The organism is Sphaerisporangium sp. NPDC049457 (genome assembly GCF_055586705.1).
In genome coordinates this window covers 237,910-258,124 of the sequence record NZ_JBVJHR010000001.1, presented here as the reverse complement: position 1 = coordinate 258,124, position 20,215 = coordinate 237,910, and the positions used below count along the sequence as shown (strand labels likewise).

At 71.6% G+C, this 20,215-nt stretch carries 18 protein-coding genes and 1 other RNA gene; 11 read left to right on the top strand and 8 right to left on the bottom strand.

Features of this window, described 5'->3' with window-relative positions; all coding sequences use genetic code 11:
- The first annotated feature begins 51 nt into the window (after positions 1-51).
- The 6 genes from ACZ6QO_RS01105 (at position 52) to ACZ6QO_RS01080 (ending at position 6,960) form a co-directional block, all read left to right on the top strand.
- Complete coding sequence (locus ACZ6QO_RS01105) at positions 52-2,127, top strand: hypothetical protein (protein ID WP_465846461.1); 2,076 nt, start codon at positions 52-54, stop codon at positions 2,125-2,127.
- Positions 2,128-2,208: 81 nt separating this feature from the next.
- On the top strand, positions 2,209-4,485 hold the full coding sequence (locus ACZ6QO_RS01100) for a SulP family inorganic anion transporter (RefSeq protein WP_465846459.1): 2,277 nt from the start codon (positions 2,209-2,211) through the stop codon (positions 4,483-4,485).
- A gap of 280 nt (positions 4,486-4,765) precedes the next feature.
- A complete protein-coding gene (locus tag ACZ6QO_RS01095; protein WP_465846457.1) occupies positions 4,766-5,785 on the top strand; it encodes an SDR family oxidoreductase in 1,020 nt (339 codons plus the stop codon).
- A 166-nt stretch (positions 5,786-5,951) separates the two neighbouring features.
- Complete coding sequence (locus tag ACZ6QO_RS01090; protein WP_465846455.1) at positions 5,952-6,176, top strand: cell division protein SepF; 225 nt, start codon at positions 5,952-5,954, stop codon at positions 6,174-6,176.
- Between the two features lie 68 nt (positions 6,177-6,244).
- Positions 6,245-6,475, top strand: a complete 231-nt coding sequence (locus ACZ6QO_RS01085; protein WP_465846453.1) for an RNA polymerase subunit sigma-70 — start codon at positions 6,245-6,247, stop codon at positions 6,473-6,475.
- 2 nt (positions 6,476-6,477) lie between these two features.
- Complete coding sequence (locus tag ACZ6QO_RS01080; protein ID WP_465846451.1) at positions 6,478-6,960, top strand: Clp protease N-terminal domain-containing protein; 483 nt, start codon at positions 6,478-6,480, stop codon at positions 6,958-6,960.
- A gap of 143 nt (positions 6,961-7,103) precedes the next feature.
- Here ACZ6QO_RS01080 and ACZ6QO_RS01075 read toward each other — a convergent pair whose 3' ends face one another.
- The gene (locus ACZ6QO_RS01075) at positions 7,104-7,586 is read right to left on the bottom strand and encodes a hypothetical protein (protein ID WP_465846449.1); all 483 of its coding nucleotides are present in this window, start codon (positions 7,584-7,586) and stop codon (positions 7,104-7,106) included.
- A 766-nt stretch (positions 7,587-8,352) separates the two neighbouring features.
- Here ACZ6QO_RS01075 and ACZ6QO_RS01070 point away from each other — a divergent pair.
- Positions 8,353-9,249: a hypothetical protein gene (locus tag ACZ6QO_RS01070; protein ID WP_465846447.1), complete on the top strand. Its 897-nt coding sequence runs from the start codon at positions 8,353-8,355 to the stop codon at positions 9,247-9,249.
- A gap of 34 nt (positions 9,250-9,283) precedes the next feature.
- Here the strand turns inward: ACZ6QO_RS01070 and ACZ6QO_RS01065 are convergent, their stop codons facing one another.
- The 7 genes from ACZ6QO_RS01065 to ACZ6QO_RS01035 form a co-directional block, all read right to left on the bottom strand.
- On the bottom strand, positions 9,284-9,793 hold the full coding sequence (locus tag ACZ6QO_RS01065) for a hypothetical protein (protein ID WP_465846445.1): 510 nt from the start codon (positions 9,791-9,793) through the stop codon (positions 9,284-9,286).
- Complete coding sequence (locus tag ACZ6QO_RS01060; protein WP_465846443.1) at positions 9,790-10,044, bottom strand: effector-associated constant component EACC1; 255 nt, start codon at positions 10,042-10,044, stop codon at positions 9,790-9,792. The genes ACZ6QO_RS01065 and ACZ6QO_RS01060 overlap by 4 nt, the downstream gene beginning before the upstream one ends.
- Positions 10,045-10,239: 195 nt before the next feature.
- Positions 10,240-11,502 carry a glycosyltransferase 87 family protein gene (locus tag ACZ6QO_RS01055; RefSeq protein ID WP_465846441.1) on the bottom strand — a complete coding sequence of 421 codons (1,263 nt, stop codon included), beginning with the start codon at positions 11,500-11,502 and terminating at the stop codon, positions 10,240-10,242.
- A gap of 556 nt (positions 11,503-12,058) precedes the next feature.
- An RNA gene (gene rnpB / locus ACZ6QO_RS01050) (RNase P RNA component class A) lies at positions 12,059-12,450 on the bottom strand.
- A gap of 161 nt (positions 12,451-12,611) precedes the next feature.
- Positions 12,612-13,787 (bottom strand): bifunctional RNase H/acid phosphatase, encoded by a 1,176-nt coding sequence (locus tag ACZ6QO_RS01045; RefSeq protein ID WP_465846439.1) that lies wholly within the window; start codon positions 13,785-13,787, stop codon positions 12,612-12,614.
- Complete coding sequence (locus ACZ6QO_RS01040) at positions 13,784-14,524, bottom strand: zinc ribbon domain-containing protein (protein ID WP_465846437.1); 741 nt, start codon at positions 14,522-14,524, stop codon at positions 13,784-13,786. Before ACZ6QO_RS01040 ends, ACZ6QO_RS01045 begins: the two co-directional genes overlap by 4 nt.
- Positions 14,525-15,370, bottom strand: coding sequence for a Nif3-like dinuclear metal center hexameric protein (locus tag ACZ6QO_RS01035; RefSeq protein ID WP_465846435.1), 846 nt, complete (start codon positions 15,368-15,370; stop codon positions 14,525-14,527).
- Positions 15,371-15,430: 60 nt separating this feature from the next.
- On the opposite strand from ACZ6QO_RS01035, the gene ACZ6QO_RS01030 reads away from it, so the two are divergent.
- From ACZ6QO_RS01030 to menC, 4 genes are all read left to right on the top strand, one after another.
- Entirely contained in the window at positions 15,431-16,873 is a 1,443-nt protein-coding gene (locus ACZ6QO_RS01030; RefSeq protein ID WP_465846433.1) for a flavin-containing monooxygenase, read from the top strand.
- A 104-nt stretch (positions 16,874-16,977) separates the two neighbouring features.
- A complete protein-coding gene (locus ACZ6QO_RS01025; RefSeq protein ID WP_465846431.1) occupies positions 16,978-18,111 on the top strand; it encodes a dipeptidase in 1,134 nt (377 codons plus the stop codon).
- Positions 18,108-19,010, top strand: a complete 903-nt coding sequence (locus tag ACZ6QO_RS01020; RefSeq protein WP_465846429.1) for a GNAT family N-acetyltransferase — start codon at positions 18,108-18,110, stop codon at positions 19,008-19,010. Before ACZ6QO_RS01025 ends, ACZ6QO_RS01020 begins: the two co-directional genes overlap by 4 nt.
- On the top strand, positions 19,007-20,113 hold the full coding sequence (gene menC / locus ACZ6QO_RS01015) for an o-succinylbenzoate synthase (RefSeq protein ID WP_465846427.1): 1,107 nt from the start codon (positions 19,007-19,009) through the stop codon (positions 20,111-20,113). The genes ACZ6QO_RS01020 and menC overlap by 4 nt, the downstream gene beginning before the upstream one ends.
- Positions 20,114-20,215 lie beyond the last annotated feature (102 nt).

Here is a 20,215-nt window from a genome sequence, read left to right as displayed (position 1 = left end):
CGCGCGGTCTCCTCAGCGCCACTGGAAGGCGATGGCCATGAAGGTGGTGCAATGATCGCGGTCATTTTCGGCCTGGTCGCCGTCGTGCTGCTCGTGCTGGTGGTCGTTGCACTCGGCATGCGGTCCATGAACCGCCGTGAGAGCAACCTGCCTCCCGAGCGCCTGGAGAAGCTGGCCAAGCAGGCGGAGGATCCCAACGCCAAGCGTCCCGGCCGCCCCGCCGAGGAGACGTTCTTCGAGAGCTTCCCCGAGGGCTTCGACGCCTTCCAGGAACCCGAGCGCGCCACCGCGCGCCTGCGGCCCGGGGGCGGCAAGCCCGGTTCCCGGCCCGCCGGACGGCCCGGCGGCCGTCCCGCTCCGCGCGGCAAGCAGCATGCCGCGCGCGGCCGGCGCGGCGTCGACGAGTGGGGCGACGCCGACGACTACGACGACGATTACTGGTCCCGCGTGCGCGCGGACGACGGCGCCTTCGGCGGCACGATCGCCGCCCGGGTGGGGGCCAGCCGTCCCGATCTGGACTCTCCGTCGTCTCCCGCCGCCAAGCCGCCCGCGCCTAAGGCCAAGGAAGAGGCCGATCCGAACGCCGCCACCGTCCAGGCGCCCCTTCCTTCCAGGTCACCCGGCATGTCAGGCGTGGCGGAGCCCTCGCGCAACAGCACGCCCGCCTCCCCCGCGGCGGCCACTGAGCGCACGGTCGCCTTCTCGGCCCCGGTCCCCGGGCAGGCGTCCTCTGCGTCCCCGGCGTCTTCGCCCGCCGCCGCATCCGCCCCGTCCGCGGCCGACGTGCTCGGGGCCATCGGCGCCTCGCAGGCGTCCGCCCGCAACCGGCGCGGTTCCCGTCCCGATCCCGCCGACCCGCTGGGCATCACCGACACCGGGCGGTCGAAGGCCCGGCGGCGTCCGGAGTCCGGCGCGGGCGACCCGGGCCGTCCCGCGGCTCCCGGCCGGCCGGCCGACCCGCGCAGGCGCACGGGTGCGGGCAGGCCCGGCGACCCGGGACGGGGGGGCTCCGGCCGCCCCGAGCCCGTACGCGCCGATCCGCCGGTCTCCGGTCCGCGCGCCGATCCGCTGGCCACCGCGCCGCGGGTCGACCCGCTGGCCACCGGGCCGCTCGCCGGCGCGCAGCACCCCACCGGGTCGCTGGCGAACGACCCGCTGTCCAGCGGGCCGCTCTCCGGCGGCGGCGCGCCCCGCGACCCGTTGTCCTCGCGCGATCCCCTGACCTCAGGCAGGGCTTCGTCGGGTGGCGCGGTGTCCGGCGCGGCCGTCTCCCGCGGCCCGCTGCCCGGCGGCGCCGCGCCCGCCGGCTCCCGCCCGGCCGGCCCGCGTGCCAACGGCCCGCAGGACGGCTCCCGCGCGGCCGGGGGCGGCATGTTCGACGCGGGCCGCTCCTCGACCGGCTCGTACGAGACGCCGCGCGCCGCGGGAGCTCCGCGGGGCACCGGCTCGTTCCCGGCGTCCGGCTCCTACGGGGCGGCGGGCGCCGCCCCTGCGAACTCTCCCACCGGCGAGTTCCCCGCCTCCCCGCCCGCGGCGGCGCAGTCGCCCGCGGCGCAGTCGTGGCCGGCCCGTCCCACCTACTCCGCCACCGGCTCCTACGACATCCTGGACGAACCCACCCCGCCGGCGGGTTCGTCGAACGAGACGTGGAAGGCGTCGGACTACCAGTTGCCCGCCTACGACGGGTACACGGCGGCGCCCGCGCCCAGCGCGCCCTCCTACGAGGTGCGTCCGGGCTGGGCGGTGATCGACGACTCCGACACGGTCAACGGGACGACTCCTCCGGCCGGTCTGCCGGCCGACGCCTCCCGCGGCCCGCGCGGGTACGACGCCCAGGCCGGTCGCCCCGCGAGGAACGACGAGGCGCTGCCAGGGCAGGGCGGCCAGGGGCAGGGTTACGGCGGCGCGGCGTACGAGCCCGACCGCACCTCCGCCTCCGGCGCGACGTCCTCGTCGTGGACGCAGCCCCGGCAGAACACCGGCGGCAGCTGGCCGTCGTACGGCGAGCTGTACGGCAACGGGGTCGGCAACCCCGACGATCCCCCCGTCCAGTCGTCGAACGGGACGCCGTCCCGCGGCGGCCACCGCCGCCCGGCCGACACCGACTATCCCGACTATTACCGCTGATCACCCAGCGTTCCACCGGCAGATGTAAAACGCGGCGGCCAAAGCCTTAGGCGCATGGCCGCCGCGTCGTATGGTCACATCATGACCGGGGATACGGAACGTGGCGAAAGCAAGACTCAGCGTATTCAATCGGTGCTCCGGCACGACCTTCCGGCCTCGCTGGTGGTCTTCCTGGTCGCCATACCGCTCTCGCTCGGCATAGCCGTCACCAGCGGCGCGCCGCTCCTCGCGGGGCTGGTCGCGGCCGTGGTCGGCGGCATCGTGGCGGGGCCGCTCGGCGGGTCGGTCGTCCAGGTGAGCGGGCCGGCGGCCGGCCTCGCCCTGGTAGTGGCCGAGTTGGTGCACAGGTACGGCTGGCGGGCCACCTGCATGATCACCCTCATGGCCGGCATCCTGCAGATCGTGCTGGGCACGTTCAAGGTGGCGCGGACGGCGCTCGCGGTCTCGCCCGCGGTGGTCCACGGCATGCTGGCCGGGGTGGGCGTGGTGATCGCCCTCTCGCAGCTCCACGTGGTCCTCGGCGGCCAGCCGCAGAGGTCGGCCGTGGAGAACCTGCTGGAGCTGCCCAAGCAGATCGCCGACAACCACAGCCACGCGGTGGCGGTCGGCGTGCTCACCATCGGTCTTCTGGTGCTGTGGCCGCGTCTGCCGCGCGTCAACGTGGTCCCCGCTCCGCTGGCGGCGCTGTCGATCGCCGCTCTGACGTCCGGCGTGCTGGGGTGGGACGTGGCCCGTGCCGACCTTTCCCGTGGGCTCGCCGACTGGGCGACGCCGGTGCTGCCCGCGGGCGACTGGCACGGCATCGCCGGCGCCGTGCTGCTGGTCGCCCTGCTCGCCGGGGTCGAGTCGCTGCTGTGCTCGGTGGCCGCCGACCGCCTGCACGACGGCCCGCGCGCCGACCTCGACCGCGAGCTGACCGGGCAGGGCGTGGCGAACCTGGTGTCGGGCGCGCTCGGCGGGCTGCCGGTCGCCGGGGTGATCGTCCGTACCACCACGAACGTGCGCGCCGGAGGGCGCAGCCGGTGGTCGGCGACCCTGCACGGCGGCTGGGTGCTGCTGTTCGCGGTGTGCTTCGGCTGGAGCGTCACGCTCATCCCGCTGGAGGCGCTGGCGGCCCTGCTGGTGTTCATCGGCGTCCGCATGGTCAACCTCGGCACCGTACGCGGCCTGCACGGGCACGGCGAGCTGCCGATCTACGTGCTCACCATGGGCGCGGTCGTGGTGATCGGCCTGGCCGAGGGGGTGCTGCTCGGGCTGGGCCTGGCCGCGCTGTTCGCCCTGCGGCGCCTCACCCGGGTGTCGATCCAGGTGCGGCTGGAGCCGGACGACCGCTGGCACGTGGTGGTGACCGGTTCGCTGACGTTCGTGGGCGTTCCGTCGCTGACCTCCTGCCTGCGGGCCATCCCGGCGGGCGCGGCGGTGGACCTCGACCTCAACGTCGACTTCATGGACAACGCCGCGTTCGAGGCCCTGCACGGCTGGCGCCTGGAGCACGAACGCACCGGCGGCACCATCTCCATCGACGAGATCCACGACCAGTGGTACACGACGGCCGCGAGCGGGACGCGCGTGTCGGCCGCCAAGACGCCGCCGCGCGCGCCGGAACGCTGGTGGCTGCCCCGCGCGTACCGGCGGGGCGGCCCGCTGTCGCGGATCCCGGTGCGCCACGGCAAGACGTGGACGCCCTCGCGCGCCGCCGACGACGAGACGGGCGACGGGCGGGGCGCCGTGCCCGATCTGCTGGCCGGCACGGCCGACTTCCAGCGGCGCACGGCTCCCCTGGTGCGTCCCTTCCTGACCCGCATGGCGCGCACGCAGGAGCCCTCCCACCTGTTCATCACCTGCGCCGACTCCCGCGTGGTGCCGAACCTGATCACCGCGAGCGGGCCGGGCGACCTGTTCACGGTGCGCAACATCGGCAACCTGGTGCCTCGGCACGGCGCGGCCCCGCCCGACGACTCGGTGGTGGCGGCGATCGAGTACGCGACCGCGGCGCTGAACGTGTCCACGATCACGGTGTGCGGGCACTCCGGGTGCGGGGCGATGGCCGCGCTGCTCTGCGCGGGCGAGAACATCACCGGGCTGCCGGGCCTGTCGAACTGGCTGCGGCACGGCGACCACACGCTCGCCCGTTACATCCTGTCCGACCCCGCCGTCGCCGATCACGGACCGTTCGACCGGCTGTGCCGGGTGAACGTCGCCCAGCAGTTGGACAACCTGCGCACCCACCCGTCGGTGGCCCGTCTGGAGGACTCCGGGCGGTTGCAGCTCGTCGGCCTGTACTTCGACATCGCCGCGGCCCGCGTGCACGTCCTCGACCAGGAGGGCTTCAGCCCGGTGACGAGCGGCCACCGCTGAGTCCCGGACGCCGCGGCCCGAGACGGCTCCGCCGCCGGTGATGCGTTGCCGCCGGCGGCGGCTCGTTGCCGTCGTGCGTTGCCGTCGGCGACGGTGGCTCGTTGCCGTCGTGCGTTGCCGTCGGCGACGGTGGCTCGTTGCCGACGGCGGCGGGGAGATCGGCGGCAGGACGCCGGCGACAGTGCGCTTTGGGCGAACCGCGGCCCCCCGGCGCCCGGGGTGGATCCGCTGACCGTGAAAACGGGTGGCGCCGGGGCCGTACGGGGCCAGAGTGGTCGCCATGAGGATTCTTGTGATCGGCGGCTCGCTGTACCTCGGCCGGGCCATCGTGGAAGAGGCGCTGCGCAGGGGCCACGACGTCACCACGTTCAACAGGGGCCGCTCGGGCGAGGACCTGCCGGGCGTGACGGCCGTCCGGGGCGACCGCGAGTCACGCGACGACCTGGCCGCCCTCGCGGCGGGCCGCGAGTGGGACGCCGTCGTGGACGTGTGCGGGTACACGCCCAAGGTGGTCGCCGAGTCGGCCCGCGCCCTGTCCGGCCATGCCGGCACCTACACGTTCATCTCCAGCGTCTCGGCGTTCTCCGGCTATCCCGCGCGGCCGGCCGACGAGTCCTCGCCGCGGTGGGAGTGCTCGCCGGACGCCGGCCCGGACGACGGAGACTACGGGGTGCTGAAGGCCGGGTGCGAACGGGCGGTCGAGCGCTACTTCGAAGGCGCCGCGCTGATCGTGCAGCCGGGGCTGATCCTCGGCCCGTGGGAGAACGTCGGCCGCCTGCCGTGGTGGCTGCGCCGCATCGCCCGCGGCGGCCGCGTGCTCGCCCCGGGCGACCCTGAGACGCCCATGCAGCTCATCGACGCCCGTGACATCGCGGCCTTCACCCTCGACCAGGCCGCGAACGGGGTGAGCGATCGCTTCATCACCACCGGCCCGTCCGGGAACACCACCTTCGGGCGGTGGCTGGCCGACTGCGCCGAGGTGACCGGCTCGGACGCCGAGCTCGTGTGGGTCGACGACCGCTTCCTGCTCGACCGGGACGTGCAGCCGTGGACCGAGTTGCCGCTGTGGATGCCGGCCCAGCCCGACGCCGCGGCCGTCTGGCAGATCTCGACCGGCAAGGCGGAGGCCGCAGGGCTGCGGTGCCGCCCGGTGACCGAGACCGTCCACGACACCTGGGAGTGGCTGAAGGACCGCGACCACGACGCCCTAGAGAAGCGATACGCGTCCTGGCGCCGGCACGGCATCGCGCCGGACAAGGAGACGCGCATCCTGGCGGCGTGGGCTAGTGCGGAGGAATGATGTCCCCATAGTCATTCCGCCCCTGTCGAGGGGTTTTGCCGCATGTGATCACTAAGGGCGGTCTACGGGTGTTAGCGTCGGCGACGTGGCAGACGCGGGGACCAGCGGTCCATACCAGCACGAGAAGCCAAGGGCCTTCGCCGGCCCCCCACCGGACATGTCGTATGTGAAGACACTCCGCCCACAGGACTACAACGAGGTCCTGTATGTGGGGCACTTCTTCCGGAAGGGCATGCCCGTGGTCATGGACCTCACCGGCATGTCGGACGCCGACGCCAAGCCGCTGGTCGACTTCGCGGCCGGGCTGGTCTTCGGCCGGCGCGGCGACATGGACCGCATCGCGCACAAGGTCTTCCTGCTGGTGCCCCCCGGCATGGCGATCAACGCCTGAGGCCGCCCCCGCGACGCTCTGGCAACCCTGGTTGCCTGTCCTCAGATTAGTCAACTAGGGTTGCTAGCATGTCCGGTGTTGAGCATCCCGTGTCGCGAGAACCCGCCGACCAGTTGGCCGCCGTGGCCGCGCTCAGGCGGCTCGCCGACCAACTGGAGGACGCCGCCGTCGAACAGGCGATGCGGGTCGGCTGGAGCTGGCCGCAGGTCGCCGAGGCGCTCGGAGTGACGCGCCAGGCGGTCCACAAGAAGCACGCCAAGCGGCTCATCGAGGCCGGCGTCCAGCTGAGGAGGCGCTGAGGATGTCCACCGTGTTCGGCGAATACCTTGCGACGATCATGGAGGAGGGCGCGCGCGAAGCCCGCGCGGCGGGGTCGGCGACCATCGAGGCCGAGCATCTGCTGCTGGCGATCGCCGCCCAGGGCGAACCCACGACCCGTCAGGTCCTCAGCGCGGCCGGCCTGGATCACCAGGCGATCCGCGCCGCACTGAACCGGGAGTTCGAGCACAGCCTGAGCGCGGCGGGAGTGTCCCTGGCGGCCTTCGACCTGCCGCGGCCGAGTCCCTCGCCCAAGGTCCCGTCCCAACTGGGCGCCTCCGCCAAGCTCGCCCTCGACCGCATGGTGTCGGCGTCCCGCAAGAAGGACCTGCGACCGGCGCATCTGCTGCTCGGCATCCTGGGAGCCGAGGCCGGCACCGTGCCGCGGGCGCTCACCCTGGCGGGGGTCGACCACACCGGCCTGGCGGCACGGCTGCGGCGGACGATCGGCGCAGAGGCCGAGTAGAACGGCGCCGGCCGCCGGGACGAGCGCACGGCGATGACCGCCGGACCTCCGTCGGCCGTTCATGAAGACCCCCGGCACGACAGTGCCGCATCCGGGACGGCCCCGGATGCGGCACGCGTTCTCGCTTCGCCGGCCCGCAAGGGCTAGAGCGGCGGGGTGAGGTCCACGAACGAACTGCAGTTGCCCGGCCAGGCCGGGTTGCCGCCGGTGCCGGGCGTGGGGTTGACCGTGCACGCCGTCTGGCGGATCAGGCCGGTCGTGCTGCGTACCGTGACGTGCAGGGTGTTCCCCATCACGGCCAGGCTGACGTCGCTCGCGTTCCCCGGGTATCCGGGCAGCGAGGAGATGTCATGCCAGGGCGGGGTGGTTCGCGGGTCCCGGACGAACGTCGGCCCGTTGCCCTGGGCGAGGCCGACGAACTTGTTGTTGCCCTGGAACGCCGTGTCGATGCCACCGGTCCGACCGGGAGGCCCGGGAGGGCCAGGAGGACAGTGCTTGCAGTTCTTCCTCTTGCCGTCCTCCTCCTCGCCGTCGCCGGCGCGGGTCTTCTTCTTGGCGACGGCGACGAGACCGGCGGCGGAAGCGTGAGCGACGTGGTGCGCCCGGTGCCCCGGGACGCCCCGCACTTCCGTACCGGCCTGGGCCGTGGCCGGGAGCGACAGTGCGACGACCCCACCGGTGATCGCCGTCGCGACCGCCAGAGTGAACGCGCGCTTACCTATGAAAGGACCTGTTTCCCGAGGAATCACTCGGTTCCCCCATATCGCTTGAATTCCGATGAATCGGACCTTTTCCGTGCCACCGCGGCAGCACTGCGACCAGGGAATACCCATTCAGCGAACCAGTGACGCCGCAGCGGCACGCTGATAGGAAAAACAGACGAACACAATAAAGAAAAGAAACCCGACTCCAGGTCACGCCATTCACTAATACCCTTTAGGCGGGAATCCGTCCACTATAGAGGCGTTCGGCGGCTTTCCCGTTATTGGCAGCGATGATCCCGTCCCACATGACGCCCTACGACGAAACGTCGTGACACGCGGACCTGCGCCGGGACCTCCCGTGCCGCCGACCGCCCCCCTCCACACGACCGGGGCCGAACGGCAGGCCATTTCAGCGACCTTCGACTCCACCTCTCCTCGCCCGCCGTTCCGGCGCCGACGACACCGCCGGCGACCTGCCCTGAAGCCGTCCGCGCCAACGACCAGATCTCTTATCCGCGAAGCCGCGAAGTCCGGCATCGCGAATCCCGGTCACTCCCCTTCGAAACCAGAACTACGCCGCTCTCCCGGCGAAATACCCGACACCACCTGATACGCGGCCGCCAAGCAACGCAAGACATCTCCCCCGTCCCGCGACGCGAAAGTGGCCCGCATCGCGGGACAATGACGTATGAGCACCGACATCACCCGCCCCGACGAACCCACAGCCCCCGAGCAAACCCACACGACCGCGACGAAAGGCACCGACCCCACCCGCGCGCCCATGACCGCGAACACCGAACCAACCCGCGCATCCATGATCGCCGGCACCGCACCGCCCCACACGACCGCGATCGGCGGCACCTCCGGCGCACGGCCACCGTTGGACTACTACCTGATCGCCCCGGACCCCCTCCGCTCAGGGGGAGCGGCCCCGGGCGCCGACTTCGCCGGGATCGTGGTCGAGGAGATGGTGCTCGCCGCCGACCACACCGCGATCGGCCTGGACACCGCCGGTCGGACCACGGGCGACGCCTCCTGGTGGAGTTCGGCGGCCTTCGGCCGCGGCATGCGCGCGGACCCGGCCCTGCGCGCCCGCGTCGTACCCGTCCCCCGCCGCGATGCCGAAGTCGCCCACCTGCGGCTGTACGGCTGCGAGTTGCCCGGCGAAACGACGCTGCGCGGCTACTTCACCGACCGCCTGCCGCTGCCCGGCTCGCCTCCCCTGCGGTTCGACGAGCCCCAGGTCCCCGACGGATTCCACGACAGGCGCGTCTACCGCGTCCTCTTCGCCGGTGACCTCGCTCCCGGCCACCTCCCCCGCCTCCAGGCCGCCTGGGAGATGACGCTCGCCGACGACGTCACCGACCCGCGCGCCCGCCTCATCGGCACGGCCCACCGGCGCGTCGCCGACGACGTCTTCACCTGGGAGCTGCGCCGCGTCGGCCCCGGCGCCGCCTGCGCCCTGGACCTCACCGCCTGCCTGTCCACCCCGTCCGACGCCACAGTCGGCCCCCTGCTCCGCGAACTGACGACGACGATGCGCCACCAAGGCCAGATCCCGGTGACCATCGAACGATTCTCCTAGAACAAGCGATCAGGCCGGAAACGCGGACCGCCGGTCAGTCTTTCGCGGTGCCGTGTTCCGCAGGCTGGGGGTCAACGGCCACGGAGGTGACCGGGTGGGAGTCGACGGTCACGGAAGTGATGGTGAGGCCCGCCGCCTCAAGCGTCTTCGCCAAGGCCATGTCGTCCAAGTGCTCAAGCGCCTTCAGCAGATCCGCCTTCTTCTCGGGGGAGAGCCGGCGATTCTTGAGTCTGCCCTGGAGTTCCCTTCTGGCGTCCCTGATGGGCCGCTCTCTCGCTTTCCTCTCAGCTCGCTGCTTGAGCGTCCTCTCGATCTCCGTCTTCACGTAGTTGCTGGTCACTTCACGAAGATACGGGCCGTACGCGGCGATCAGCGCGGACACAGACGGCGCGGAAAGAAGGAGAAGCGTGCTCAGAACGGAATGCGGCCCGACGAGCTGGCTAAGAGATGCGAGGGTCGTTCCCGCTCCGACAGCGCCGATGGCCCCGGATCCCACCCTTCTGGCGCCATGGCTCGACCGCGAGCGCGTTGTCTCGGTGGTCATCGCCCCTCCCCGTTCGAGAGGGTCTCGTCCTGTTTTGCCGCTTCCTCGGCCGCAATCCTGTTCAGCAGCCCGACGATGTCCTTGGCGTCCGACTTCGACGTGGTGATCGACACTTCATCGCCGCTGGAGAGGGTGACCGTAAGCTGGACTTTGGAGCGTCTGGAAACCAGCCATTCTTTGGCCGCGCGGAAGATCAGCGGAACGATAGTGGTGGTGGCAGAGACAATGGCCACCGTTTCGAATAATGCCACGCTCTCAGGCTAGGACTTCGCTCGCCGCCGGATCCCGGAAAGCAGGGCGTCGTGGCTCAATAGTTGTCCGGCACCGGCGGGACCGGCCGGGGCGGGACGTGCCGGTCCTGGTGTGCGTACGGCGACCATCCGCGAGCACTCTTGCATCTAAGGAATCGCCCGCTGCGGACGAGAGCGGATCGCCATGCCCGACGGCTATCCCGGGACGACGGAAAGGGGATGGTCGTCGCCTGACTCGTGCCTTCTTCGCCGCCAGTCGCTCCGGCCGATATAGACCGCGAGCGCCAGCAATGTCGACAATCCGCTGAGTACATAGCTGCCCGTCAGCGACATCAGCCACGTCCCGGCGTGGGACGGATATATCACAAGTGTCGCCAGGGTGATGTAGTCAGGCAGCAGAAAGACGAACCACAGGAACGCCACGCCCATCTTCTCAAGCGTGACGTCCACCCGCTGCGCGCGCTGCGCCCAGAGCACCAGGAGCGGTATGCACCAGACCCAATGGTGCGGCCAGGAAACGGGCGAGACGAGCAGCCCCACGATGGCGCAGGCGGTGATTCCGGCGAGCTCGCCCGCCTTCTTCTCGGTCCATGCGGCGACCAGAAGTCCACCCGTCCCGACCACCGCGCACAGGGCGAGCCAGACGGGCACGACGGGCCAAGAGCCGGACATGAGCATGAGCACGCCGCGAAGCGACTGGTTGAAGACGTCCGGCGCCTGCCCGGCGATCACCCGTTGCGTGTCGAAGAACGCACCACCCCAGTAGTCACGCGAGTCGGCCGGCAACAGCAGGAACCCGAGGATCACGGTGCCCGCAAAACCGAGGCCGGTCATCAGGGCGGCACGGAAACGGCGTGTGATGAGCAGATAGGGGATGAATATCAGGGGAGTGAGTTTGATGCCGGCGGCGATACCCGTCCCTATGCCGCGCCACTTCTCCTTGCCATGCGTCAGATCCACGACCACCGCCAGCAGCAGGATGATGCCTATCTGCCCGTTCCACAGCGTCAGCGTCACCGGATACAGAGGAAGCATCGCGATGACGACCAGTACCGTATGAGCCGCCCGGCGGCCACCGCGCTTCCCCGTGGTACGGCCGACGAGAATCCATGCCACCGCCTCAAGGGCCAGTATGGAGATCAGCACCCACAGGCCGGCGGCGACGTCCATTTCGACCAGCGCGAGCGGCGTGAACAGCATCGCCGCGAACGGCGAATAGGTGAACTGCAGCGATCTTTCACCTACCAGCAGGTCATAGACAGAGGCGCCCCGCAGCACCGCCGCTCCGCCTTCCCGGTAGACCTCCAGATCGATCCAGCCCCTCGCGTATATCGCGTTGAAGACGAATGCCACCAGCGCCCCGCCCAACGCGATCAACACTCCGCATGCCACCTGGAAAGCGCCGCCATCTTTCCCGCCCGAACGAATCCACAGACCGGTCGGCAACGAAGATGGCATGGCGACTCCCTTCTTAGCGGCCGCTCACGCTAACCACACAGGCTTGTCCAAAACTTGTCGCACCCCGCTTGTGCGCACCGTTCCGCATTGAAATAGTTCAACCGGAAATCGCCAGTAAGGGCTCCCCGGCGTGATCAGGCAGAAGCGTCTCCCTGCGGTCAGACGGAGATCACGCGCATCGATCGCCGGTCAACCGATGTACCCGACGACGGCCGACGCCATCACGCCCCGCAACAACTCGATGGCACGGCGAGCGCGCACAGGGACCCCGCCCGATGACCGGAAAGGCACGCCGGGCCCCCACCGTAGGGCGGCGCCGACATTCCCCGTCCACCATCCCGCCGACCCGGCGCCGATGGGAGAACCCATCACACGGACGGGAGAAGCGGTGGACCGCCCGGCGTCGTCGGCGATTCCGTGCTACGTGATCACATCCCGGGGCCGCGATCGGCGGGGCTCTTGGGGTCTCTCAGATCGAGTCTGATGACAAAGTGATGACAGGTCGCAGAGTTCTTGATCTTGTGAAGGGCATTTCCCCTGGTCACAGGATTGACAGCGGGCGAGTCGGCCTGTAGGCCGGGTTTTGTTCTTTGCTGGTGCAAAGAGGCGACCATCCATCTAGGACCGTCGTTGCCGGCGGCCTCAAGCGGTCTACCCGCGCGACTCGGGCGGGTCACCCTCGAACGTCGCGCGCGGGGTCTCCGAGGAGACCCCTTCTTGACCTTGCTCCAGGTGGGGTTTACCTAGCCGCCCACGTCACCGTGGGCGCTGGTGGTCTCTTACACCACCGTTTCACCCTTACCTCCCCCGGAGGAGAGGCGGTTTGTTTTCTGTGGCACTGTCCCGCGGGTCACCCCGGGTCGGCGTTACCGACCACCTTGCCCTGTGGAGCCCGGACCTTCCTCGGCGGGGCTGCGAGAGCCCCGACGCGGTCGCCCGGCCGACTCGTCCGCTGTCGTCCCAGTCTAACGGATCACAAGTCGCCTCCAACCCGGAGACCGGTACGACCAGGCCGAATGGAACGAGCCCGCGCCGCGCCATGTCCCGGGCGGGCGACCGGCGGCTGCCAGGCACCGGGTCCGCCCGATCGGCGGACCCGGTAACTCCCATCAGCGAAGGTGGGCGGTGTCGTTGAAGGATCTGACCAGTTCGGGGCCGTCGGGGAAGTAGTCGACGCTGGAGAGCGACGCCACGTCGAGGTGCATGCGGTAGAGCGCCGCGGACGGCGCGAGGAGCGCGAAGCGCAGCAGCAGCTTGATGGGGGTCACGTGCGAGACGACCAGGACCTTCTTGCCCTTGTGGTCGAGCAGCAGGCGTTCTCTGGCGGCCTGGACGCGCGCCGCCGCCTGGTCGAAGCTCTCGCCGCCGGGCGGCGCCACCGACGGGTCGGCGAGCCAGGCCTCCAGTTCGGCCGGCCAGCGGCGCTGGATCTCGGTGAAGGTGTGCCCTTCCCATGCGCCGAAGTCCACCTCGCGCAGCCCGTCGTCCACGGCGACCTTGAGACCGGCGCGCGCGGCGACGGCCTCGGCGGTGCCCTGGGCGCGCCTGAGCGGGGAACTGACGATGACGTCGAGCTCGTACGGCGGGCGGGACAGCCGGGCGGCGGCCGCCTCCGCCTGGGCGACGCCTTTGGGGGTCAGTTCGGGGTCGCCGGTGCCGGAGAAGCGGCGCTCGACGGAGAACGGCGTCTCGCCGTGCCGCAGGAGCAGGAAGGTGGTGGCCGTGCGGGCCGGCCCCATCCATCCGCTGCCGGTGCCGGACTGGTGGGTCCGGCCGGCGGAGGCGTCCGGCTCGTTCGGGACGGAGACGTCGGACTCGTTCGGGGTGGAGGCGCGGGCTTCTGGGGGGTTCGGGAGGGGGGCGGGGTGCCGGCGTTCGCCGCGGGAGGCGGCGTCCATGGCCTCGTTGGCAAGGCGGTCGGCGTCGCGGTTGCGCTCGCGCGGGATCCACTTCCAGGTCACCCGCAGGCGGCCGGCCAGCTCGGCGGCCTCGCGAGCGAGCGGGCGCAGCCCTTCGTTCTTGATCTTCCAGCGGCCGGCCATCTGCTCGACGACCAGCTTGGAGTCCATGCGGACCTCCACCGTCGCGCCCTCGCCGCCGAGCGCGAGGGCCGACCGCAGGCCGGCGATAAGACCCTGGTACTCGGCGACGTTGTTGGTGGCGACGCCGAGGGAGTCGGCGGCCTCGGCGAGCACCTGGCCGTCCGCGTCCTTCACCACCGCGCCGTACCCGGCGGGGCCGGGGTTGCCGCGGGAGCCGCCGTCCGCCTCGACGACGAGGTTCACAGCCCCGACTCGGGCGTGCGGACCAGGATCCTGCGGCACTCCTCGCAGCGGAGCACCTCGTCGTGGGCGGCGGCCCGGATGCGGTTGATGTCGGCGATCGACAGCGAGACCTTGCAGCCCTGGCAGCGTCCGCCGTGGAGCATGGCGGCGCCGACGCCGTACTGACCGCGCAGCTTCTCGTACAGGGCGAGCAGGTCGGCGGGGATGTCGGCGGTGATGCCTCCGCGCCGGCCCTTGGCGTCCTCGCTCTCCTTGTCGAGCTCGGCGAAGGCGACGTCGCGCTTCTCCTCCAGCGTGGTGAGGCCGGCGCCGATCTCGGTGCGCTCGGCCGACAGGCGGGCCACCTCTGTCTCGGCGGCCTCACGGCGCTCCATGATCTCAAGGACGACGTCCTCCAGGTCGCCCTGGCGGCGCTGGAGCGAGGCGATCTCGGACTGGAGGTTGGACAGGTCCTTGGGCGAGGACACCTGGCCGGAGTCCAGGCGCTTCTGGTCGCGCTCGGCCCGCACCCGTACGGCGTCGACGTCGGACTCGGCCTTGGACTGCTCGCGGGCGAGGTCGCCGGCGCGGGTCTCCGCGGCGATCACCTCGGTGGCGAGCCTGGCGAGCTTGGCGGCGCGCTCGTCGATCTCGGCGAGTTCGGGAAGCGTGCGGCGGCGATGCGCCAGCCGGTCCAGGACGGCGTCGAGCTCGGCGAGCTCGAGCAGGCGCTTCTGTGCTTCAGGGGCAGCTTTCACTTAATCCTCGCACTGTGCTGTTGTCGTCCAGGCGTCGGTGACCGTATCGCAGACGCGCGTCTCCACATTAATCCCCTTGGCGGCCAACCCGGACGTGAGAATCCCGGCGGCCTGCGGCAGCCAGGGCCATTCGGTGGCCCAGTGTGCCGCGTCGATCAAGGCAGGGCCACCGGCGAAGGCCCCGGACTCCACGAACTCGGCGGCCGGGTGGTGCCTGAGGTCGGCGGTGAGGAAGACGTCGACGCCCGCGGCCGCGGCCGTGCCGAGCAAGGAGTCGCCCGCGCCGCCGCTGACGGCGACCGTGCGCACCGGGCGGGAGGGGTCGCCGGCGACCCGCAGGCCCCAGGCGGTGCGCGGCAGGCCGCGCGCGGCCCGGGCGGCGAACTCGCCGAGCGTCGTCGGCGCGGGCGGTTCGCCGACGCGTCCGAGGCCGCGCGCCGGGTCGTCGGGGGACGGCCTGAGGGGGCGCAGCGCTCCGGTGAGCCCGACCGCCCTGGCCAGCGCGTCGGAGACGCCGGGGTCGGCCACGTCGGCGTTGGTGTGCGCGGTGTACAGGGCGATGTCGTTCTTGATCAGCCGGTGGATCAGCGCGCCCTTGACGGTGTCGGCGGCGACGGTGGTCGTCCCGCGCAGGTACAGCGGGTGGTGGGTGACGATGAGATCGGCGCCCCAGGCCACGGCCTCGTCGGCGACGCTCGCCACCGGGTCCACCGCGAACAGGATCTTGCGTACGGGTTGCGCGGGGTCTCCGCAAACCAGGCCTACAGCGTCCCAGGGCTCCGCCCAAGCCGGGTCATAGGTGGATTCAAGTTCCGCGATGATCGCGGACAACGCTGTCGGGGACACGTGCGCAGACTACCGGCACGATCTACCGTAAGTACGTCCTGACACCCGGAGGGCTGGCGAATGGCACCAACGGTAGCGATCATTGGGGCGGGCTTCGGCGGGCTCTGCATGGCGATCCAGCTCCGGAAGGCGGGGATCACCACCTTCACCGTCTTCGAGAAGGCCGGCAACCTCGGCGGCACGTGGCGCGACAACACCTACCCGGGCGCGGCCTGCGACGTGCCCTCCCACCTGTACTCCTACTCGTTCGAGCGGCATCGCGGCTGGTCGCGGCGCTACCCGGCCCAGCCCGAGCTGCTGGCCTACCTGGAGCACTGCGCCGACAAGTACGGCGTCCGCCCGCACCTGCGGCTGAACACCGAGGTCACGGCCGCGGCGTTCGACGAGTCCGCGAACCTGTGGCAGGTGACGACGGCCGACGGGGAGCGGCACGCGTTCGACGTGGTGGTCTCGGGTGTGGGCCAGCTGAACCGGCCACGCCTGCCCGACATTCCCGGCATGTCGTCCTTCGAGGGGACGAGCTTCCATTCGGCCCGCTGGAACCACGGCCACGACCTGCGGGGCCGCCGCGTCGCCGTGATCGGCAACGGCTCCTCGGCGGCGCAGTTCATCCCCCGCATCGCCCCCGTCGCCGGGCACCTGGACGTCTACCAGCGCACGCCGAACTGGGTGATCCCCAAGGTGGGCGAGGTGTACGGCGAGCGCCGGCGACTCGCCTACCGGCACGTGCCGTTCCTGCAGGACGCCGACCGCGAGCGCGTCTTCCGGTTCCTGGAAACCGTCATCTACCCGGTCCTGGTCGACGGCTGGAGCAGGAAGCTCGTCACCAAGCGGGCGCGGGAGCACCTGGAGCGGCAGGTGAAGGACCCCGCGCTGCGCGCCAAGCTGACCCCCGGCCATCCGATCGGCTGCAAGCGCATCGTCATCGACAGCGACTTCTATCCCGCGCTCACCCGGCCGAACGTGGACGTGGTCACCGACCCGATCACCCGCGTCGTCCCGGGCGGCGTCGAGACGGCCGGCGGCACGGTGCGCGAGGCCGACACCCTCATCTACGCGACCGGCTTCCACACCACCGACTTCCTGGCCCCGATCGAGATCACCGGGCGGGGCGGCCACCTGCTGCACGACACGTGGAAGGGCGGCGCGGAGGCGTACCTGGGCATCGCCGTGCCCCGCTTCCCCAACCTGTTCCTGCTGTACGGGCCGAACACCAACCTCGGCCACAACTCGATCATCCTCATGATCGAGTCGCAGGTCCGGTACATCATGGGTTGCCTGCCGCTGCTGCGGGCGCACGGCCCGATGGAGGTGCGGCCGGCCGCCATGGACGGCTGGCGCCGGGCGCTCGACGCCGCCATGGCCCGCACGGCGTGGGTGCGCGACTGCGACAGCTGGTACAAGAACGACGCGGGCCGGGTGACCAACAACTGGCCGCGCCCGACGACGGTGTACCGCAGGATCACCCGCGCGCCGCGCCGCGAGGCCTACCGGTTCGGATGACCCTCCTCGCCCGGCCGCCTGGGCCCGAGTCGTCCCTGCGTGCGTATACGGTCGGGTCGAGAGTGCGGAACAGAGCGGCGGCGCCGGTCGGGGAGGATCCACACGTGTACGCAGACCTGCATCGGGACGCCATCGTGGCGGATGCCCACAACGACCTGTTGATGACCGTGTCGGCCCGGCCGCCCGAGAGGTGGGCGTCGTTCTTCCGCGAGCAGTGGCTGCCGCAGCTGCGCGAGGGCGGTGTGGACGTGCAGGTGCTGCCGGCGTTCATCGACGTCCAGTTCCGCCCGGAGGGCGCGCTCCGCCAGACCCTGCGCATGATCGAGTGCGCCCACGTCCTCGCCGAGGGCAACGGCGACGAGGTGAGCATCTGCCTCGACGGGCGCGAGATCGACCAGGCCCTCGCGGACGGCAAGATCGCGCTGGTCATCGCCCTGGAGAGCATGCCGGGCCTGGACGCCAGCGTGGAGCTGCTGCCCACCTTCCACCGGCTCGGCGTCCGCGTGGCGTCCATCGCCCACTGGGGGCGCACGCCGCTCGCCGACGGCAGCGGCGAGGACGCCACAGGCAGCCGGCTGACCGCCCACGGCGTCGCGGCGCTGCGCGAGATGGAACGGCTCGGCATGGTCTTCGACATCTCCCACCTGGGGGCGTCGGGCGTGGCGCACGTCCTTGAGATCGCCACGCGGCCGGTCATCGCGACGCACTCCTCCGCCCGCGTCCTGCGCGACCACCACCGCAACCTCACCGACGACCAGTTGCGCGCGGTGGCGGCGGGCGGCGGCGTGGTGTGCGTAAACTTCCTGGCCGCGTTCCTGTCGGACAAGCCCGAGGGGTACACCGTCGAACGGCTGGCCGACCACATTCTGCACATCACCGAGGTCGCCGGCGTGGACCACGTCGGCCTCGGGCCCGACTTCATACGGGAGGTGCTGCTCGACGTGACCCCGCCGTGCGAGTCCTACAGCACGACGGGCCTCGACACGCTCGCCACCATTCCCGGCCTGGACGGGCCGCGGGGCATGCCGCTGGTCACCCAGGAGCTGCTCAGGCGCGGTCTGCCCGAGGACGACATCCGCAAGATCCTCGGCGGGAACGTCATGCGGCTGTTCCGCGCCGAGATGGGACGTCCGGCGCCCGCCCAGCCCGTGCGATCCGCCGCACAGGCCGCCGCCGCGCAGCCGTCCCCCTCGCAGCCGTCCTCCTCGGAGCCGTCCCTGTCCGAGCCCGCGCGGTGAGCGAGCCGGGGCCTGCCGCCGCCTCCCCCGGCGCGGCGCCCACCACCGCGCGGCGGCACGCGAGCGCCGCCGCGCAGTACGAGCGGGCCGCACGGCGGTGCGGCGTCCAGGTGCGCGAGCTGCGCGAGATCGCCGAGTTCGAGCGGGTCGTCGAGTTGTTCGACGGCATCTGGGAGACCGAGCCCGGCCACGCCCCGATCAACGTCGAACTCATGGTCGCCCTCTCCCACAGCGGCAACTACGTGAGCGGCGCGTTCGGGGCCGGCGGCGACCTGGTGGGCGCGAGCGTCGGCTTCTTCGCGGCGCCCTCGGGCACGGCGCTGCACTCGCACGTCACCGGCTGCGCGCGCGGCCAGGGCATCGGGTTCGCGCTCAAGCTCCACCAGCGCGCCTGGGCTGTGGACCGGGGTATCGGCGTGATCACCTGGACCTACGATCCGCTGGTGCGCCGCAACGCGTACTTCAACATCGCCAAGCTCGGCGCCCGGCCAGAGCGGTATCTTCGGTCCTTCTACGGAGCCATGGGGGACGCCATCAACGCCGGCGACGAGTCCGACCGGCTGCTCGCGGCGTGGCGGCTGGACGATCCGTCCGTCGAGGCCGCCTGCTCGGGTTCGGCGGGCCGGCCCGCCGCGCCCGCCGGTGCCGTGGTGGCCCTCGCCGAGCAGGACGGCCGTCCGGTCGAGGGCCGCGTCGAGAGCCGTGCCGAGGGTTGTGCCGAAGGCCGGGTGCTGCTGGTCGGCACGCCCAGGGACGTCGAGACGCTGAGGCCGCGCGACCCGGCGACGGCGAAGGCGTGGCGGCACGCCGTGCGCCGCGTGCTCGGCGGCCTGCTGGACGAGGGCGCCGTCGTGATCGGGTTCACCGCCGACGGCCACTACATCGTGGAGCGAACATGAAGATCACCGGCGTGGAGCTGCGCAGGGTGGCGATGCCGCTGGTCGCGCCGTTCCGGACGTCGTTCGGCACCGAGACCGAGCGCGACGTGCTGCTGGTCAGGGTGGTCACCCCCGAGGGCGAGGGGTGGGGCGAGTGCGTGGCCATGTCCGAGCCGCTGTACTCCCCCGAGTACGTCGACGGCGCCGCCGCGGTCATGCGGCGCTTCATGGTGCCGGCGCTGGCCGCGCTGCCGAACGCCGGCGCCCATGCCGTCGAGCGGGCGCTGGCGCCGTTCAAGGGCCACCGCATGGCCAAGGCCGCGCTGGAGACCGCCGTGCTGGACGCCGAGCTGCGCGCGGCGGGCGCCTCGTTCGCCGGGTTCCTCGGCGCCTCCCGCGACCGGGTGCCCTGCGGAGTGTCGGTCGGCATCATGGACACCATCCCCCGGCTGCTGGACGCGGTGGCGGGGTACGTGGACGAGGGCTACGTCCGCGTGAAAATCAAGATCGAGCCCGGCTGGGACGTGGAGCCGGTGCGGGCGGTGCGCGAGCGCTTCGGCGACGCTCTGATGCTCCAGGTGGACGCCAACGCCGCCTACACCCTGGCGGACGCCCCACACCTGGCCAAACTAGACGATTTCGGCCTGCTGCTCATCGAGCAGCCGCTGGCCGAGGACGACATGGTGCAGCACGCGGCCCTGGCCAGGCGGCTCCGCACTCCGATCTGCCTGGACGAGTCGATCGAGTCCGCGCGCGACGCCGCCGCGGCGATCTCGCTCGGCGCGTGCTCGATCGTCAACGTCAAGCCGGGGCGGGTCGGCGGCTACCTGGAGGCCCGGCGCATCCACGACCTGTGCCGGGCGCACGGCGTCGCGGTGTGGTGCGGCGGCATGCTGGAGACGGGCCTCGGCCGGGCGGCGAACGTCGCGCTGGCCGCGCTGCCCGGTTTCACGCTGCCCGGCGACACCTCGGCCTCCCGCCGCTACTACGCCACCGACCTCACCGAGCCCTTCGTCCTGGACGAGGGCCACCTCGCCGTCCCGGCGGGCCCCGGGCTGGGCGTCGACCCGCTGCCCGACGTCCTCGCGCGGATCACCACCTCGACCGAATGGCTGCCCCTCTGAGACCGGCGGCCGCGGTCCGGTACGCATCGCGCGGGACGGCCTCCGCGGCCTCGCTGGAGACGACATAACCCGTGGTCATCGCAGGCGTCGGCCGCTTCGGTG

Coding starts and splice junctions, on each gene's coding strand:
- menC (WP_465846427.1), top strand. CDS start 19,007: ATGAAGATCACCGGCGTGGAGCTGCGCAGGGTGGCGATGCCGCTGGTC.
- ACZ6QO_RS01095 (WP_465846457.1), top strand. CDS start 4,766: ATGAGGATTCTTGTGATCGGCGGCTCGCTGTACCTCGGCCGGGCCATC.
- ACZ6QO_RS01065 (WP_465846445.1), bottom strand. CDS start 9,793: ATGACCACCGAGACAACGCGCTCGCGGTCGAGCCATGGCGCCAGAAGG.
- ACZ6QO_RS01030 (WP_465846433.1), top strand. CDS start 15,431: ATGGCACCAACGGTAGCGATCATTGGGGCGGGCTTCGGCGGGCTCTGC.
- ACZ6QO_RS01085 (WP_465846453.1), top strand. CDS start 6,245: ATGTCCGGTGTTGAGCATCCCGTGTCGCGAGAACCCGCCGACCAGTTG.
- ACZ6QO_RS01080 (WP_465846451.1), top strand. CDS start 6,478: ATGTCCACCGTGTTCGGCGAATACCTTGCGACGATCATGGAGGAGGGC.
- ACZ6QO_RS01100 (WP_465846459.1), top strand. CDS start 2,209: ATGACCGGGGATACGGAACGTGGCGAAAGCAAGACTCAGCGTATTCAA.
- ACZ6QO_RS01070 (WP_465846447.1), top strand. CDS start 8,353: ATGAGCACCGACATCACCCGCCCCGACGAACCCACAGCCCCCGAGCAA.
- ACZ6QO_RS01055 (WP_465846441.1), bottom strand. CDS start 11,502: ATGCCATCTTCGTTGCCGACCGGTCTGTGGATTCGTTCGGGCGGGAAA.
- ACZ6QO_RS01105 (WP_465846461.1), top strand. CDS start 52: ATGATCGCGGTCATTTTCGGCCTGGTCGCCGTCGTGCTGCTCGTGCTG.